A 15741-nucleotide genomic window follows, 5' to 3' on the forward strand; every position below is an offset into this window, starting at 1 on the left:
TGGGCATCGAGCGATCAGTGTGGGTCCGGTGGCAGGGCGCTGCGGGCAGGCATTGTTGAAGGCGCAATAGTTGTCGGATCCGCGAACGCCGCCGAGACAGCCGCGCTTGCCGAAGGGGCTGTCGGCTCTGACGGGATTGGCGTAAGCTACAGTTAAGGGGGTGCACACATGCACCGCATCATCGCCATGGCGATCTTAGTTCTCGCGGCCGCGTTCAGCTCCGCGCGGGCGGAGGTGCTGATTGGGGTTTCATCTGCGATGACGGGACGGCTCGCCTGGTTCGGCGAGCAGGCGCAGCGTGGCGCCGAGATGGCCGTGGCCGACATCAATGCGACGGGTGGCGTACTCGGCCAGCAGATGAGGCTCATCACGGCCGACGACTTCTGTGATCCCGAGCAAGCGGTCGCCGCAGCCCAGAAATTGGTGGGTGATGGTGTGGTGCTCGTCGTCGGGCACTACTGCTCTGGAGCCTCGATCCCAGCATCGAAGGTGTACGAGGCGGCGGGCGTTTTGCAGATTTCACCAGGATCAACCAATCCGCTGTTGACTGAACAAGGCCGCGCCAACGTTTTTCGAGTCATTGGTCGCGACGACACGCAGGGGATCGTGGCCGGCAACTACCTGGCCGAGCATTGGAGCAACAGCAAGATTGCGATCCTTCATGACGGCACCACTTATGGAAAGGGTCTTGCTGACGAGACTCGAAAACAGCTGAACAAGCGCGGCGTAGTCGAAGCGATCTACGAGGAATACACACCCGCGAAGAACGACTATTCGGCCGAGATCGCTGCGCTAGAGGCTGCGAACATCGCCGTGGCATATGTCGGCGGATATCATGCCGAGGTCGCACTCATCGTTCGCGCTGCGCGCGACCGCGGCTACACGGTTCAGCTAGTCTCAGGCGATGGCATGGCGACCGAGGAATTTGCTTTGATCGCCGGCCCCGCGGCTGAGGGTACCCTCTTCACGTTCCCCGCGGACGCTCGCCGAAATCCCGAAGCCGCCTCGGTCGTCGAGCGGTTCCGGGCTGAAAACTTCGAGCCCGCAGGCTACACGCTGCTCAGTTACGCCGCCGTCCAGGCCTGGTCGCAGGCAGTGGACAAGGCCGGCTCACTAGAGCTCCAAGCCGTGATAGCGGCGCTGCGCGGCAATCAATTTGATACTGTGTTGGGCCGTATCGACTTTGACAACAAGGGCGATCTCACGAGCCAAAACTGGGTATGGTACGTCTGGCGAGGTGGAGAGTACGTGCCGGTCGAATAAGCACCGCCGATGCCGTCGCCGCTTGAGACAGCTGATGGAGATCGAGTTAGCTGGACCGTTCAGAGCTATGTGTCGCCGTTATGCTTGAACGCTTCGGCATACGTGGCCGTCTGTTGCTCGCTTTTTTCGGCATCAGCACCTTCGCCGTACTCGCGACAGCGGCCGCTCTCTATGCCTTCCTCCAGGTAGGAGAGGTCGTCGACCGCATCACCAAGGATCGGGTACCGTTGGCGCTCGCGTCCCTCCAGCTGTCGCGCCAGGCAGAGCGGGTAGCCGCCTCTGCGCCCGCCGTACTTACTTCGACCAGCAAAGCTCAGCACGGCGAGGTTTCCGCCGCGGTCGGGGTCGAGATGACGCGCCTCGAGGAACTGCTTGCCGCACTCAAAGGTGCCACGCTTAGCACGGCGGTGGTGGCTGAGATCGAGGCTGCAGTTCTTGGTCTGCGGCGCAACCTCAACGCCCTCGACGACCTTGTTGTCGCCCGCCTCACAGTGGTGGCGCGCAAAGAAGAACTGTTACGCCGCTTGTCGGCTACGACAAATGCAAGCCAGCGTCTTGTGGCGCCCGGTATCCTCGTGATGAATTCCAAGCTCCAGCAATGGCAGGCGGTTACAGCCGACACCTCGCTCGCGCCGGATCGCGGTGCGGCGGCGGCGGCCGACCTGGTCCAGGCAATTGCGGCCTACATTCCGCAGCAGAAAGCGCAGCAGGAGATATCGGCGGTCAATGACGTGCTGGTCAAGACGACGGACGCGCCAACGCCAGACGATCTGACGTTGATCCTGTTTCCGCTGCGCCGGTCGCTCGCCGTTCTCGACACGGTTTCCACCGAGATCGACGAGAGGCTGCGAACCCGTTTCCAACAGCGGGTCGGCGAGTTCAAGGCATTGATCGACGGCGGGAACAGCATCCCGAAGGCGCGCAAGGACGAGCTAGCAGTGCTCGCAGAGGGCGAAAAGCTTCTGGCCGAAAACAATCGGCTGTCGCGCAGTCTCACCGCTGCCGTCGATCGCCTGGTCGCCGCGGCAGACCGCGAGATCACCGCGTCCGGTCTCGAAGCCGCGACGGTCCAGCGCTACGGTACCGGAGTTGTCCTTGGCTCCGCCTTTCTCACCCTCTTGAGTTCCGTTCTGGTTGTCTGGCTCTATGTCGACCGTAGCCTTCTCGCCCGTCTGGGAGAGGTGAGCCAAAGCATGTTCGCAATCGCCGGCGGCGATCTTCGTGCGCCGCTGCCTGCCGCGGGCCGCGACGAGATCGGCCGGATGGCCGAAGCGCTTAGGCTCTTCCGGGACACCGCAGTCGAGGTCGAGGAAAAGAACCTGCGCGATGTCGCTGAGGCGCGCCAACGGCTCATCGATGCGATCGAGAGTATCTCCGAGGGATTCGCGCTGTACGACGGGGAGGACCGGCTTGTCCTCAGCAATAGCCGCTACCGCGAACTGCTCTACAGCGACCTTGCGATCGAACTGATGCCCGGCACGACATTCGAGCACATTATTCGCCGATCCGCTGAGCGCGGCTACATCAAGGATGCCGAGGGGCGGCTCGAGGAATGGGTCGCCGAGCGGCTCTCCCGGCACCGCAACCCAGGCGAACCGTGGGTGCAGCGGCGAGGCGACGGGCGATGGATCATGATAAGCGAGCGGCGGATCACCGCCGGCGGCACGGTCGCGGTCTATTCGGACATCACTGAGCTGAAGCAACGAGAGGAGAACCTCGCAGAGAAATCCACGGCTCTCGAGGCGCTTTCCAACAAGCTGGCCAAATACCTGGCGCCGCAAGTGTACAGCTCGATATTCGCCGGCCGCCAAGACGTTAGAATCGCCAGCCAGCGGAAGAAACTGACAATATGCTTCTCCGATATCGCCGGCTTTACCGAGACCACTGACAAAATGGAATCCGAGGATCTCACCCAGCTCCTCAATCACTATCTGACGGAAATGTCGAAAATTGCTTCGGATCACGGCGCGACGATCGACAAATATGTCGGCGACGCGATCCTGATGTTTTTCGGCGACCCTGAGACGCGCGGCGTCAAGGAGGACGCGCTGGCGTGTGTGCAGATGGCTCTCACCATGCAAAAGCGGATGAGCGAACTTGCCGAAATCTGGCGTGACATTGGAATTGAGACACCGCTGCGCTGCCGCATCGGCATCCATACCGACTACTGCACTGTCGGTAACTTCGGCAGCGAGGACCGGATGGATTACACGATAATCGGCGGCGCCGTGAATCTCGCCTCGCGCCTGGAACAGGAGGCGCCACCGGGGACCGTCCTCATTTCCTACGAGACGTTTGCGCAAGTGAAGAACACGATCGACTGTGAGGAGATGGGGCATGTCCAGGTCAAGGGGATCGCCTATCCCGTCGCCACCTACCGCGTCATCGATCTGAAGGCCAATCTAGCCGGCGCTTGTCGCGCCGTTCGAACCGAGCTGCCGCACTTCAGGCTGGAACTTGAACCGGAGCTGATGTCCGCTGACGAGCGTGACGATGCCGCCACTGCGCTTCGAGACGCGCTGGATCGGCTTTCCCACAAGCCCGGGCAGTAGGGCTTGGTTCACAACGACCCTCCCATGGACGCAAGGAGTAGGATGTGGGACGCAGCTTATTGGCGCTGTCGATGCGAAGGCCACAGAACGGTCGCGGTCAGTCTTTGAACTCGGGCGGAACGTCCGCATCGGAGCCGAGACTTAACATTCACGGCATCACTGGCAAGGTCCGGATATGGCGCAAGTTGCCCGTTCCGGGGCGCCGCCTTAAACGGCAAAGTTTGACCCAGAGCGGCCGCTCGGCGTGACAGTGTCGAACGTCCGAAAGCATGATAGAGCAGTCATTGCCGATTTCGAACTCGCTGTGGACGGGTTCCGCAAGGCCGGTGTCGTGCAATGACAGGTGAGGCCATGTCAGGTCAGGCCTTGAACTGCAGACGGCTCTCAGGCAAGCCATATGACTGTCGAGGCGGAAGCCGTCGTCGAAATCCCAAAACGCATCAGCGTCAAGGAAAGCGGCCGGACCAGACGCCAGAGGCTCACCGATAGTCGCCGTCGCTTGCGGTTGCTCACCAGAAAATCAACCTGAAATAAGGCTTGAAGTGAGGCTCAGGTCGGCTTGATCTCTGCCCGGCCGATCTTGCGCCATCGGGCGTTTTCGCGAACCAGTTTCAGGTCGTCGGTCGTCTCGGCAAATGTCCGCAAACGGTATTGTCGGAGCAGGTCCGGGAAGAGCGCCCCTTCCGGCAGGCCGGCAAGCTGCTCCCGGACCGAGATCTTTTCATCGATGACCCGCATGCCCCAGGCATTTTCCCGAACCTGCAGCTCAGCGGCCAGATCGCGCTCTTCCGGCGCGTTTTCGTCTAGCACGGCCAGAAGGATCGAGTGGAAAAGCGCTACATAGCCAATCTGTCTCAGGCCGCCCACGACCCGCACGCGCGGCAATATGGCAAGGACGAGGAACGTCAGGAACAAGTTCGGCAGCAGCACGCCGTCCAGCAGCCCCTGCTTGAGATGCAGCCGCTCGAACGGGATTAAAAGACCATGCGGCCTGTCAGGCTCGATCAGGTGCCCGTTCTCGAGGACGAGCTTGCGCACGCGCTCCTCGCGGATGCCCCAGAAATAGTCCGTGGCATTGGGCAGGAATCTGCCAAACGGGCTCGATGCGGCCTCTTGCAAGGCATGTTCGAGACGCTGGCGTCTTGCGGGTTCAATGAGCAGCCTGGAAAGAAGGCTGCCGTCATGTTCTAGATGCCGTGCCATGGCAGCCGCGGCGAGCCGATCATCGATGAAAACCGGCAGGGCCATGCCGGCACGATCCCAATTGGCGACCAGATCCTCGTTGAGGGCTGTCAGCGCATCGGCGGCGGTTCCAAACACCTTGTCCTGGCTGGCAAGCAGTGTGCCCAGCCAGCGGCTGGCATCCGTTTCATCGCCCACCGCCTCAAGCGCGCGCTTGTTGAGGGAAACGGGACCGGCCACGCAGGCGCTTTTGCGGCACAGTTTGTGGCGCCCGATGCCAAACAGGTTGACCTTGTCGTCGCCGACATCGAGCCATCCCGGCCCCTCCCGGCCAATTGTCTCCATGGTCATCGTCGTTCCCATGAAGCCGAAGAAGGCCGACAGCCCGTTTTCGACCGCGCCGAGCCAGGCAAGCAGGAGGGCATCGAAGGTGATCCGGTCCATCAGAAGCAGGCAGTGCAGGCCGGACTGAATCACCGGTCTGTACTCGAACTCGTCGAGGGTCTTGCCGATCTCGTCAGGCTGCATCATCACACCAAGGCGCTGATGCAAGACTTCGCGCAGGATCGATCGGGCAGCGATCGCCGGGGCCGATGCAGGCCTTGCCACCGGCCGCCACAGATGGCGGGCGTAATCGGAAACCGGTGCATTCCAGTTCTGCTCGATGTCGCGCACGACCTCCGGGCAGAGCAGCGACAGCACAGCCAGAATTTCCACCGGAGGCGTAGGCGTTGGGTCAAGGACGGCGGTCATTGGTCCCGTCTAGCCGCTTGCGGTGCAAACGCCAAGGGAGACCAGACTTGCTGGATGCGGCCGGCCCACACATAGATCGTCAACTCGATCAAGATGGTGTGAGCCGAAATGACCGTCTCCTACGGAGTTCTCCATAAGCAACCGCCTGTTCGCCGACTCGGCACGAATTGTTAGGTTGGCTAAACAGTTAAGGCCAAACCAGCGGATCTTAAAACCGCAGGCGGGCCATGCTCAGGAGGTCGTGGTACTGCCCGGCGGTAAAGCCGGCCTTCACATGCCGGCCTTCGACCTCAAAGCCGTGGCTTTTGTAGAGACGGAGGGCGGGTTCGTTGTCGGCATAGACGGTCAATTCGACCCGCTTCAGGGCGCGCCAGTTGTCGGCTACGTCAAGCAGCGCGCCAAGTATGGCGGAGCCGATACCTTTGCCGACAAAGGCATCGTCAAGGCCGATATTGATCTCGCCGATATGCGAACGGCGCGGCGAACCCTGCACGACCAGGCTGCCATGGCCGACGACCTTGCCGTCCAGCTCGGCAACGATCCAGGTGGTTTCCTGGCCGGACTTGGCGATGCGCCGCGCCACCTGCTCCACCATCTCGAAAGGCATCCTGAGCGTGCCCCAGCGGAAGCCCGGCATGTTGAAGATAGCGCAAAGCGCCTCCGCATCGCTTGGCCGGACGGACCGGAGCTGCGGCTGGATTTTCTCGGAGGGTGGCGAGGTCGTGCTGGTCATGGCGTTCCCGGCGAAGGCAATCGGCCCGGTACGATGCACCGGACGTCACCTGAAAATCCAGCCGTCTCTGCAACCTATGATGCCGATTGCGAGCTAAAATACCGGGAGGCGGCGTAGAGTTTGAAGACGCCGCTGATGCCGATCCAGCCGAAAAGGACGAGCCAGCACAATGTCCCGGTCGCTGTCCAGTCGATCCGGTGCACCGCAGCGTCGGTGATGGCGACGCCGAGGATGGCAAGCAGGCCAACCAGAAACTGCGCCAAGCCGAGCACCAGCAGTTCCTCGCGCGGCGCGCTTCTCCAGACCAGATATATACCGCCCGCACCGGCGAGGAAGACGGCGCTGTAGACCTGAGCGTGGAAGGCATCGATCGGCCATGGCCAGACGCCACTGAATGTCAGGGGAAACAGCAACAGGCCGACGCCATAGAGCCCAAGGATCGCGGATTCCGCCGGCATGTAGCCGCGCCATGCGGGATTTAAGGTCACGCCTTTTGCAGAAGGACGGGCCCTGGCCCGCCACAGGAACAGCCCGGATACCGCGACCGAAGCAAGATAGACCAAAAACCACAGCCAGGGCGCTTTGCGCTCGAAGTTGAAATAACCGAGATTGATGAACGAAGCCACCGACACGATGACGGTGAAGATGAAGGCCATGACGAGCACGAGCCTGCCGGGCGACCAGCGATTCCAGACCAGCAGCGCCGCCATCACGACCATTTCGGCGGTGTAGAAGCCACCGAGGAAGCGCGCATTGAACGGCGTGACGGCCCAAGGCCAGCCCGGTTTGACCAGAACAGGCACGAAAAACAGGCCGGCGCCTACGATCAGGACGATGATGACCACCGCAGGGAAAAGGCGCAGGGCCGCGGGAAATGGCGGATTGTTGGATGTCGGCATGGGAGAAAATCCCAAAGATGAATGCTCCATGGACCATCATAGTGCTGCTTGCGGCCGGTGAAAATCCGCCGAATGGAAATTGGACGGTCACCAGGCTTATCCATTCGAATGGCCGTACGATCTGTTTCGAAGTAAGATGGAGCACTCGGACCAAAGACCGGTCCGGTCAACCCGCCTCGGGGCGCATTTTCCGGAACCTGCACGATGAACGAAGCTCAGGATCTGTTCTCGCTTCTGCGACAATCGGCCGATGTCGATCCACAGGCGATCGACGCGATCAAGCGAACCATCGCGGAGGGCGAGGACCGCGAACTTTGCCGCATCAATGCGCCAGCCTTCGCCAGCAAGCATGGCCTCGACGAGGAGCGCGCCATAAGCGCCTTTCTCCATGCGGCGCGGGTGGGCATCTTCGACATTTCCTGGAATGTTCTGTGCCCCGGCTGTGGCGGCGTGCTCGACACCAACGCCACGCTGAAAACCCTGCAGAAGGACGAATACACCTGCGCGCTGTGCTCCGAGGGCTATTCGCCCACCCTCGACGAGATGGTCGAGGTGACATTCACCGTCAGTCCCCGCGTGCGCAGGATTGCCGCCCACAATCCACACGAATTGCCGGTGGCGGAATATTTCCGCCAGATCTACTGGGCGTCCGGCGTCGATCTGCCGGAAGAGGATTTCGCGGAAAAGATGGAAGCGTTCTCGCTGGAGGATATCGAGCTTGCGCCCGGTGAAAAGGCGGTTCTGCCCATACAGCTTCCGTCCGAATTCATCATCGTCTTCGAGCCGGTCACCCATTCAGCGCAGTTCATCGACGGGAAGGGCGAACCAACAAAGGAGCGCCGGAGCCTCTCTTTGGCCTTCGACCGCGACCATGTCCAGAACCAGACGCTGGAGATGCAACCCGGCCCGTTGCGCATTTCGCTGGAAAACAGGACCGACACCCGCGTGCTGCCGACGGTCTTCATAGCCGGCCAGGCATTGCATGATTTCCTGGGAAAACGCCGGCCCTTCCTGACCGCCAAGCGCCTGCTCACCAACCAGACATTCCGCGATCTCTATCGCACGGATACACTCGACATTAACCAGCGCCTGAAGATCACCAGCCTGACGTTCCTGTTCACCGACCTGCGCGGATCGACCGAGCTTTACGAGCGGGTGGGCGACCTTTCAGCCTTCGATCTCGTGCGCGTGCATTTCCAGGTTCTGCACGAGATCGTCGCAGCGGAGGCAGGCGCGGTAGTGAAGACGATCGGTGATGCGGTGATGGCGACCTTCGTGACGCCTGATCGTGCGATTGCTGCCGCCCTCAGGATGCGCGATGCCATGCGTACGCTCAACGACAAGAGCGGGCGCGAGGATCTGCTGCTCAAGATCGGAGTCCACGCCGGCCCCTGCATTGCTGTGTCTATGAACGACCGACAGGACTATTTCGGCCAGACGGTCAACATTGCTTCGCGGGTCCAGAACCTTGCCAACGCACAGGCGATCTTCGCCACTCGGGCGGTGGTCGACGACAATCTCACCGCCGATCTGTTGCACAGGAAGGCGCTGACGCCCGTGCCCCACGAGGTCTCGCTGCGCGGCATTGAGCGGGAGATAGCAGTATATACGATCCCCTGAAGGCTTGGCCCCTGAAGATTTGGATCGTCTCGGCCCCTCACACGCGCCTACAGATAAAATAACGATCGGCGGGCACCGAAGGCGGCGGCGGGAGGCGTTGCAACTGCGGATGATCTAACGGCATGCCGCTGACCGCGATGCCGCCGACGCGAAGCAGGCGCGCGGTCAGATCGGGAAGCCAGGTAAGGGTCACTGCATCGCGATCTTCATAGCCAGTGCCGATGTCGGCATGAACAAGAGCGGCGTCGATGCCAATGAACCTGCTCGCGGTCTCGCGTATTTCGCCGAGCACGAGATTTTCCGCTTCGGGAATTGAGCTGGCGTGTGCGGCAAGTGCGCGGTCGAACGCTACGATCCGGCGTCCGGGCAGGCGCTCGCGCAGATGGTGGAACGTCCGGCCATTGCCGAGGCCGAGCTCGAGCACAGGCCCCTCCATTTTCGCCACCTCGGCGCAGACATGATCGAGTATGTCGCGCTGTGCGGTCATCCTCCGGATGAAACTGTCGAGGCGACTCATGTGCGATTGTATGTCCTGAACCAGTCCACGAAATCAACTGCCCCCGACCAGAGCGTTTCGCGGCTGAAACCCGACGCCGACGTGTTAAACCCAGATCGAGTCTTGCCGAGGCGAACGATGAACATTGCAACAAGCGAACAGGCCGCTGACAAGGACCATACCGGGTCGAGTCGGCGGCACGGCGCGCGGCGGAATAGCGATCTCACTTGTAGGGGTCTGCGGCGTCCCGCAAGCCGTCGCCGAGGAAGTTGAACGCCAAGATGACGAGAATGACGGGGAGCATCGGCAAAAGCAGCCATGGATAGAACGCGATGACGCTGACGCTGCGCGCCTCGGTGAGCAGGATGCCCCAGCTGGTTATCGGCGCCCTCAGGCCGAGCCCGAGGAAGCTCAGCGCCGTCTCGCCCAGGATCATGCCGGGTATGGAGATCGTCGCCGTCGCGATCAGATGCGACATGAAGCCGGGAATGAGATGCCGCCCGATGATGCGGCTGCTTCTGGCGCCCATCAATTGCGCGGCCAGAACGTAATCCTCCTCGCGCAAGGCTAGAAGCTTTGAACGCACGGCCCGCGCCAGTCCGGTCCAGTCGAGCAGCCCGAGGATGACGGTGATGCCGAAATAGATCAGGATCGGACTCCAGGTTATCGGCATGATCGCCGCCAGTGCCAGCCATAGCGGAATGCTGGGGATCGATTGCAGAACTTCGATTATCCGTTGAACGATCAGGTCGAAGATACCGCCGTGATAGCCGGCCAGTCCGCCGATGACAATGCCGAGCAGGAAGCTGAAACTGATGCCGACGAGGCCGATTGTCAGTGAAATGCGTGCACCATAGATGATGCGCGAGAGCACATCGCGCCCCAGCCTGTCAGTGCCCGCCAGAAAGAGCTGGCCGTTTTCGGCAGGACAGACAAAATGCCTGTCACCTTCGATCAGGCCCCAGAACCGGTAACTGTCGCCCTTGCAGAAGAAACGGATCCGCTGAACATCATCCTGTTTCTCGATGTAGTTCCGCTTGAGCGTGTCCATATCCAGCGTCATCTGACGGCCATAGACGAACGGCCCGACGAGCTGGCCGTTGTGGAACAGGTGCACCCGCTGCGGCGGTGAATAGATGTAGTCCATGTTGCGCGTGTGCAGATTGTAGGGCGCCAGGAACTCGCAGATCAGTATCCCGAAATAAAGCGCTGCCAGGAATATGCCGGATACAAGGGCAAGCCGGTGCCGACGGAATTTCCACCACATCAGCCGCAACTGCGACGCCTGAAAGACCTTCTCCTGCTCCGGCGTCATCGCCTCGACCGACTGCAGGTCAAAGGGCTCGATGGAGACGTAGTGTTGCAGTGGGGCACCCGGAGCGGGCAGCGGCGATTGCGTGTTCATTTGGTGCTGCCGCCTTGCAAACGAATTCGCGGATCAAGTAGCGCCAGCGCCAGGTCGGAAATCAGGACGCCGATGACCGTCAGGAAGGCGAGGAACATCAGGAACGACCCTGCCAGATACATGTCCTGGCTTTGCAGCGCCTTGATCAGCATCGGCCCGGTCGTTTCCAAAGACAGCACGATCGCCGTGATTTCGGCGCCGGAGATGATGGCCGGCAGGATAGAGCCGATGTCTGAAATAAAGAAATTGAGCGCCATGCGCAGCGGATATTTGACCAGCGCCCTGAAGGGATGAAGGCCTTTGGCGCGCGCGGTCACGACATATTGCTTATGCAGCTCATCGAGCAGATTGGCGCGCAGCCGCCGGATCATACTTGCCGTGCCCCCGGTGCCGATGATCAAGACTGGGATCCAGAGATGGGCGAGGATCGACTTCGCCTTGGCCCAGCTCATCGGCTCGCCGAGATATTGCTGGTCCATGAGATGGCCGATGGACGTGCCGAACCAGATGTTGGCGAAATACATCAGGATCAGCGCCAGCATGAAGTTCGGAATGGCAAGCCCGAGAAGGCCGAACAAAGTCAGGCCGTAGTCGCCCCAGCTGTATTGATGCGTGGCGGAGTACATGCCGATCGGAAAGGCTATGAGCCAGGTAAAGATGATCGTGACGAAGGAAACCAGCACGGTCAGCCACATTCGGTCCCCGACGACGTCGCGAACCGGCAGCTCATATTCGAAGGAATAGCCGAAATCGCCGTGCAGCATCCCGCCGACCCAGTAGAAGTAGCGAATGACCGGTGGCTGGTCGAAACCATATTCCTTGCGCATCATCTCGATGCGATCGGAATCCACCGCTTCGCCCTGAGCCCGAAGCTCGGCAACATAGCTGTCGAAATAGTCGCCTGGTGGAAGTTCGATGATCGTGAACACCAGTGCCGATATGACCAGCAGCGTTGGAACCATCACGGCGATGCGCCAGACAAAATATCGAAGCACGCTCAGGACTCTCCAAGCCAGAATGTATCCGGCATGTAGACACCGAAATAGGCGGTCGGGTCGTAGCCGTAGAGCGCCTTGTCAGGCAGATTGCGCAGCCGCGAGGACGCCAGAATCGGCTGATGCGTTCCGTTCACCGTGCCGATCGAAAACACCTGATCGGTATAGATCGACAGCATTGAATTCCAGATTTCGGCGCGCTCCGTGGCTTCGGTCGATGCGTTCCAGCGCTTGAGTAAAGCCATCAACTCGACCACAGGCGGAAGATCGGGCGCTTCACCGACCTTGCCATGAGACAAGTAGTGAGCACCCCAGAGCGGCCATTGCAGCTGGTCGTCGACGGTGGGGGCCAGTTGGTACGGGTTCATGTCGGCGGTCGGCACGCCATTGTCGATGCCCGACCACATCGACATCACGATCTGGCCACCAAGCGCGCGGCTGCGGAAGATGTCGCGCTGCGAAGTCCGGATGAACAGGGCGATGCCGATCTTGCGCCAGTGATCGGTGATGAGCTCGAGCGCGTCGGTTTCCAGCGTGCTTTCGCCGGCCGTTTCCACTACGAGCTGCGCCGGGCGTCCGTCGGGAAGTATCCGCAGGCCGTCATCGTCACGCGCCTGAAGCCCGACCTCGTCGAGCAGGGCATTGGCCTGGTCGGGATCATGGGCGACCCAGGCTTTCGCGAATTCCGGCCGGTAGAGCGGGCTCTCCGGCAGGACCGTATCGGCACTTTCCTGCGCCAATCCGTAGAACACAGCCAAATTGATCTCGCGCCTGTCCACAGCGAGCGAAAGTGCGCGGCGCACGCGCACGTCACGAAAAAGGCCACGCCACACCTGGTCGGCACAATTCAGATTGGGCAGCAGCGCCAGCCGCGAACCCTGTGTGCGTTTCCAGAGATGCATCTTCACCGGGTAGCGCCTCTCCGCGTCTTTCAGGAAGGAGTAATCGCTGAAGTCAATTCCCATGCATTGCAGGTCGCTCTCGCCCGCACCGGTCTTGGCGGAGATGATCGCCGACGAGCTGACATTCATGACGATCCGGTCAACATAGGGCAGTTGCCGGCCATTCTCGTCTATTCGATGAAAGAACGGGTTGCGCTCGAAGACGAATTGCTCGGCCGGCGGCTTGGTCCGGTTCTGCCAGGGATCGAGCGTCGGCAGTTCCGGGTTCTCCGGGCGATACTGCCGCGACATGCGGATATGCAGGAGCGTCCATTTCTGGGCCCGGTTCTCCTTCATTAGGCCGGCGAGCCGGAATGGATCCTGGTATTTCTTGTGGAACTGCTTGAGATAGGCGGCTGGCAGAACAAGCGATATCGGCGAAGCAGCGGCGAGCTTGGGCAGGAAGTCGGGATTGGGCGCATCCCAACTATAGCGGACCGTCGACGGATCGACGATCTCGAAGCGTGGCGGCTTGCCGTCCGCCAGCAGGGCCGGGGCGAGCCCGCCTTGCGAAAGCTCATCGTTCAGCCAGACATCTTCCCAGCAATAGCGAAAATCCTCCGGCGTCAGCAGGCTACCGTCAGACCATTTATGTCCTTCCCGTATCTTGAAAGTGAAGACACGATCATCCGCTACATCGAAACTTTCGAGAATGTCGGCTTGCAAGTTAAGCTTTTCGTCATAGCCGACCAAGCGAGCGTACCCGTAGATCGTCATCATCCGGATATCTTTCTGGCTGCCGATGATCGTGCGCAGCGTGCCGCCATACTGGCCGGGCTGCCGGCCCATCGCAGCGAGATTCAACGCGCGCGGGCGCTTGGGCAGGCGTTCGGCGAGTGCCGGCAGCGCCCTGGCCTTCAGCTGCGGCTGAAGAAATTCCGGCTCCAGATCGCCGGCGCGCAACGTGCCCGGCAGAAATGCCGAAGCCATGAGCCCAAGGACGGTGCGCCGGCTGATCAATGGCGTAGCTCGCTGACATCGGCCGAACGTCGGGCCAGCACGAGGTGGCCGCCGCCAAGATCGAGCGGCGACAGCATATCCTCGTCGCCCTCGTCGCGGAATTGCGGTCCCCATGCGCTGGTGTCGGAAGCGCCGCTGAGCTTCAGCGTCTTGAAATCCATCGGCCTGTCGAGATCGGGGAAAGGTACTGCGGCGACCAGTGAGCGCGTGTAGGGGTGGATAGGTTTCCTAAGCAGAATTTCGCGCGGCGCGAGCTCGACGATACGCCCGCCGCACATCACCGCGATGCGGTCTGCCATGTAGTCCACCACCGCCAGGTTGTGGGATATGAACAGGTAGGTCAGGCCCAGTTCCTTCTGCAGGTCCTTCAGAAGGTTCAGAATCTGCGCCTGGACAGAGACATCGAGTGCCGAAACCGGCTCGTCGCAGATCAGGAGTTCAGGTCCCAGCGCCAACGCGCGCGCGATGCCGATACGCTGACGCTGCCCGCCGGAGAAACTGTGCGGATAACGCTTGATGAAGCGCGGATCGAGCCCGATTGCCTGCATCAGGCTCTTGACCGTGGCGAGTCGGGACGCGGCATTGCCACGTTGATGGATTTCCAGCGGCTCGCTCAAGATGTTCTCCACCGTCATGCGAGGTGAAAGCGACGAAACCGGATCCTGGAAGACCATCTGGATTTTTGCGCGCAGCAGGCGCAGGGCGTCTCCCTCGGCTTCCAAGACGTCGATCGGACCATCGCGGCCGTTGAAGATCACAGAGCCGCCGCTAGGGGTGACAGCCCGCATGAGGATCTTGCTGACCGTGGTTTTGCCGGAGCCGCTTTCGCCGACAAGACCCAGGCACTCACCCCGCCTGATATCGAAGCTCACGCCGTCCACGGCGCGAACAGGGGTTTGATGATCTCCGCCGAACCATCCGGACTTGCGGATCGTGAAGGTCTTTGTCAGATCCCTGACCGACAGCAGGATGTCGTCCGGCCCCTTCGATGCCAGCGCCGTCTGCTTGCCGAGCAGGTTCCCGACATTCACCGGCACCTCGCGGAGCGCCTTTAGCCTTTCGCCAGGCTTCAGGTCGAAATGCGGAACGGCTGCCATCAGGCCCTTCAGGTAAGGGTGACCTGGCCGGCGGAATATCGCCTCCACAGGTCCCGCTTCCATGATCTCGCCATGGTACATGACCACCACCTCGTCGGCGACATTGGCGACCACGCCAAGGTCGTGCGTGATCAGCAGCATCGCCATGTTCAGCTTCGTCTGAAGCTCGCGCAGCAATTGCAGGATTTGCGCCTGGATGGTGACGTCCAACGCCGTCGTCGGCTCGTCGGCGATCAACAGGGCGGGCCGGCAGATAAGCGCCATGGCGATCATTGCGCGTTGACGCAATCCTCCCGAAAGTTCAAAGGGATACATGTCATAGGCGCGCTTGGGGTTGGGAAAGCCGACAAGGCCGAGCATTTCCTTCGCCAGCGCCTTGCGCTCCACCCGAGCCATGGGCGTATGAATCTGCAGGGATTCGCTGACCTGATTGCCAATCGTGTGCAGCGGCGACAGCGATGTCATCGGCTCCTGAAATATCTTGCCGATGCGGCTGCCTCTCAACGCCCGGATTTCGGGTCCGTCACGCGGCATTTGCAGGATATCCTGCGTCGTGCCGGGCTTTTCAGGATCAGAAAACAGGATACGGCCGCGAACATGGGCTGTGTTCGGCAAAATGCCCATCACTGCCTGGCTGAGAACCGATTTTCCGGAACCGGACTCGCCCACAAGCGCGGTAACCTTGCCGGGCAGGACGCGAAGATTTGCACGCCTGACGGCATGCAACGGTCCCCCTATAATGGCAAAAGAGATGCCAACATCCTCGATCCGCAGCAGATCAACGCTCGAATTCATTCTCACACCAGCCCCACTCTGGCGGCCTGCCGGTCGGCAGGCCCAGAAAG

At 61.0% G+C, this 15741-nt stretch carries 11 protein-coding genes; 3 read left to right on the forward strand and 8 right to left on the reverse strand.

Annotated elements, in window-relative coordinates:
* Positions 1 to 168 precede the first annotated feature (168 nt).
* Both NKJ09_RS03910 and NKJ09_RS03915 read left to right on the forward strand, forming a co-directional pair.
* Positions 169 to 1263: a branched-chain amino acid ABC transporter substrate-binding protein gene (locus NKJ09_RS03910; RefSeq protein ID WP_352493865.1), complete on the forward strand. Its 1095-nt coding sequence runs from the start codon at positions 169 to 171 to the stop codon at positions 1261 to 1263.
* A gap of 80 nt (positions 1264 to 1343) precedes the next feature.
* The gene (locus NKJ09_RS03915; RefSeq protein ID WP_352482326.1) at positions 1344 to 3815 is read left to right on the forward strand and encodes an adenylate/guanylate cyclase domain-containing protein; all 2472 of its coding nucleotides are present in this window, start codon (positions 1344 to 1346) and stop codon (positions 3813 to 3815) included.
* Between the two features lie 549 nt (positions 3816 to 4364).
* Here NKJ09_RS03915 and NKJ09_RS03920 read toward each other — a convergent pair.
* The 3 genes from NKJ09_RS03920 to NKJ09_RS03930 all read right to left on the reverse strand — a co-directional run bounded on the left by NKJ09_RS03920 (position 4365) and on the right by NKJ09_RS03930 (position 7382).
* Entirely contained in the window at positions 4365 to 5750 is a 1386-nt protein-coding gene (locus tag NKJ09_RS03920; protein WP_352493866.1) for a hypothetical protein, read from the reverse strand.
* A gap of 208 nt (positions 5751 to 5958) precedes the next feature.
* Positions 5959 to 6483, reverse strand: a complete 525-nt coding sequence (locus NKJ09_RS03925) for a GNAT family N-acetyltransferase (protein WP_352493867.1) — start codon at positions 6481 to 6483, stop codon at positions 5959 to 5961.
* A 74-nt stretch (positions 6484 to 6557) separates the two neighbouring features.
* Positions 6558 to 7382: a hypothetical protein gene (locus NKJ09_RS03930; RefSeq protein ID WP_352762339.1), complete on the reverse strand. Its 825-nt coding sequence runs from the start codon at positions 7380 to 7382 to the stop codon at positions 6558 to 6560.
* Positions 7383 to 7586: 204 nt separating this feature from the next.
* On the opposite strand from NKJ09_RS03930, the gene NKJ09_RS03935 reads away from it, so the two are divergent.
* The gene (locus NKJ09_RS03935) at positions 7587 to 9002 is read left to right on the forward strand and encodes an adenylate/guanylate cyclase domain-containing protein (RefSeq protein WP_352493869.1); all 1416 of its coding nucleotides are present in this window, start codon (positions 7587 to 7589) and stop codon (positions 9000 to 9002) included.
* 37 nt (positions 9003 to 9039) lie between these two features.
* Here NKJ09_RS03935 and NKJ09_RS03940 read toward each other — a convergent pair whose 3' ends face one another.
* The 5 genes from NKJ09_RS03940 to NKJ09_RS03960 form a co-directional block, all read right to left on the reverse strand.
* On the reverse strand, positions 9040 to 9519 hold the full coding sequence (locus NKJ09_RS03940; RefSeq protein WP_352493870.1) for a class I SAM-dependent methyltransferase: 480 nt from the start codon (positions 9517 to 9519) through the stop codon (positions 9040 to 9042).
* Positions 9520 to 9721: 202 nt separating this feature from the next.
* Entirely contained in the window at positions 9722 to 10903 is a 1182-nt protein-coding gene (locus NKJ09_RS03945) for an ABC transporter permease (RefSeq protein WP_352493871.1), read from the reverse strand.
* Positions 10900 to 11898 (reverse strand): ABC transporter permease, encoded by a 999-nt coding sequence (locus tag NKJ09_RS03950; protein WP_023716523.1) that lies wholly within the window; start codon positions 11896 to 11898, stop codon positions 10900 to 10902. Before NKJ09_RS03950 ends, NKJ09_RS03945 begins: the two co-directional genes overlap by 4 nt.
* 2 nt (positions 11899 to 11900) lie before the next feature.
* The gene (locus NKJ09_RS03955) at positions 11901 to 13799 is read right to left on the reverse strand and encodes an ABC transporter substrate-binding protein (protein ID WP_352515647.1); all 1899 of its coding nucleotides are present in this window, start codon (positions 13797 to 13799) and stop codon (positions 11901 to 11903) included.
* Positions 13796 to 15691: an ABC transporter ATP-binding protein gene (locus NKJ09_RS03960; protein WP_023716525.1), complete on the reverse strand. Its 1896-nt coding sequence runs from the start codon at positions 15689 to 15691 to the stop codon at positions 13796 to 13798. The genes NKJ09_RS03955 and NKJ09_RS03960 overlap by 4 nt, the downstream gene beginning before the upstream one ends.
* Between the last annotated feature and the right edge of the window lie 50 nt (positions 15692 to 15741).

Source organism: Mesorhizobium sp. M0189 (genome assembly GCF_040322135.1).
In the GTDB taxonomy this organism is placed as follows: Bacteria; Pseudomonadota; Alphaproteobacteria; order Rhizobiales; family Rhizobiaceae; genus Mesorhizobium.

Coding starts and splice junctions, on each gene's coding strand:
- NKJ09_RS03930 (WP_352762339.1), bottom strand. CDS start 7,382: ATGCCGACATCCAACAATCCGCCATTTCCCGCGGCCCTGCGCCTTTTC.
- NKJ09_RS03935 (WP_352493869.1), top strand. CDS start 7,587: ATGAACGAAGCTCAGGATCTGTTCTCGCTTCTGCGACAATCGGCCGAT.
- NKJ09_RS03960 (WP_023716525.1), bottom strand. CDS start 15,691: ATGAATTCGAGCGTTGATCTGCTGCGGATCGAGGATGTTGGCATCTCT.
- NKJ09_RS03945 (WP_352493871.1), bottom strand. CDS start 10,903: ATGAACACGCAATCGCCGCTGCCCGCTCCGGGTGCCCCACTGCAACAC.
- NKJ09_RS03920 (WP_352493866.1), bottom strand. CDS start 5,750: ATGACCGCCGTCCTTGACCCAACGCCTACGCCTCCGGTGGAAATTCTG.
- NKJ09_RS03910 (WP_352493865.1), top strand. CDS start 169: ATGCACCGCATCATCGCCATGGCGATCTTAGTTCTCGCGGCCGCGTTC.
- NKJ09_RS03915 (WP_352482326.1), top strand. CDS start 1,344: ATGCTTGAACGCTTCGGCATACGTGGCCGTCTGTTGCTCGCTTTTTTC.
- NKJ09_RS03925 (WP_352493867.1), bottom strand. CDS start 6,483: ATGACCAGCACGACCTCGCCACCCTCCGAGAAAATCCAGCCGCAGCTC.
- NKJ09_RS03940 (WP_352493870.1), bottom strand. CDS start 9,519: ATGAGTCGCCTCGACAGTTTCATCCGGAGGATGACCGCACAGCGCGAC.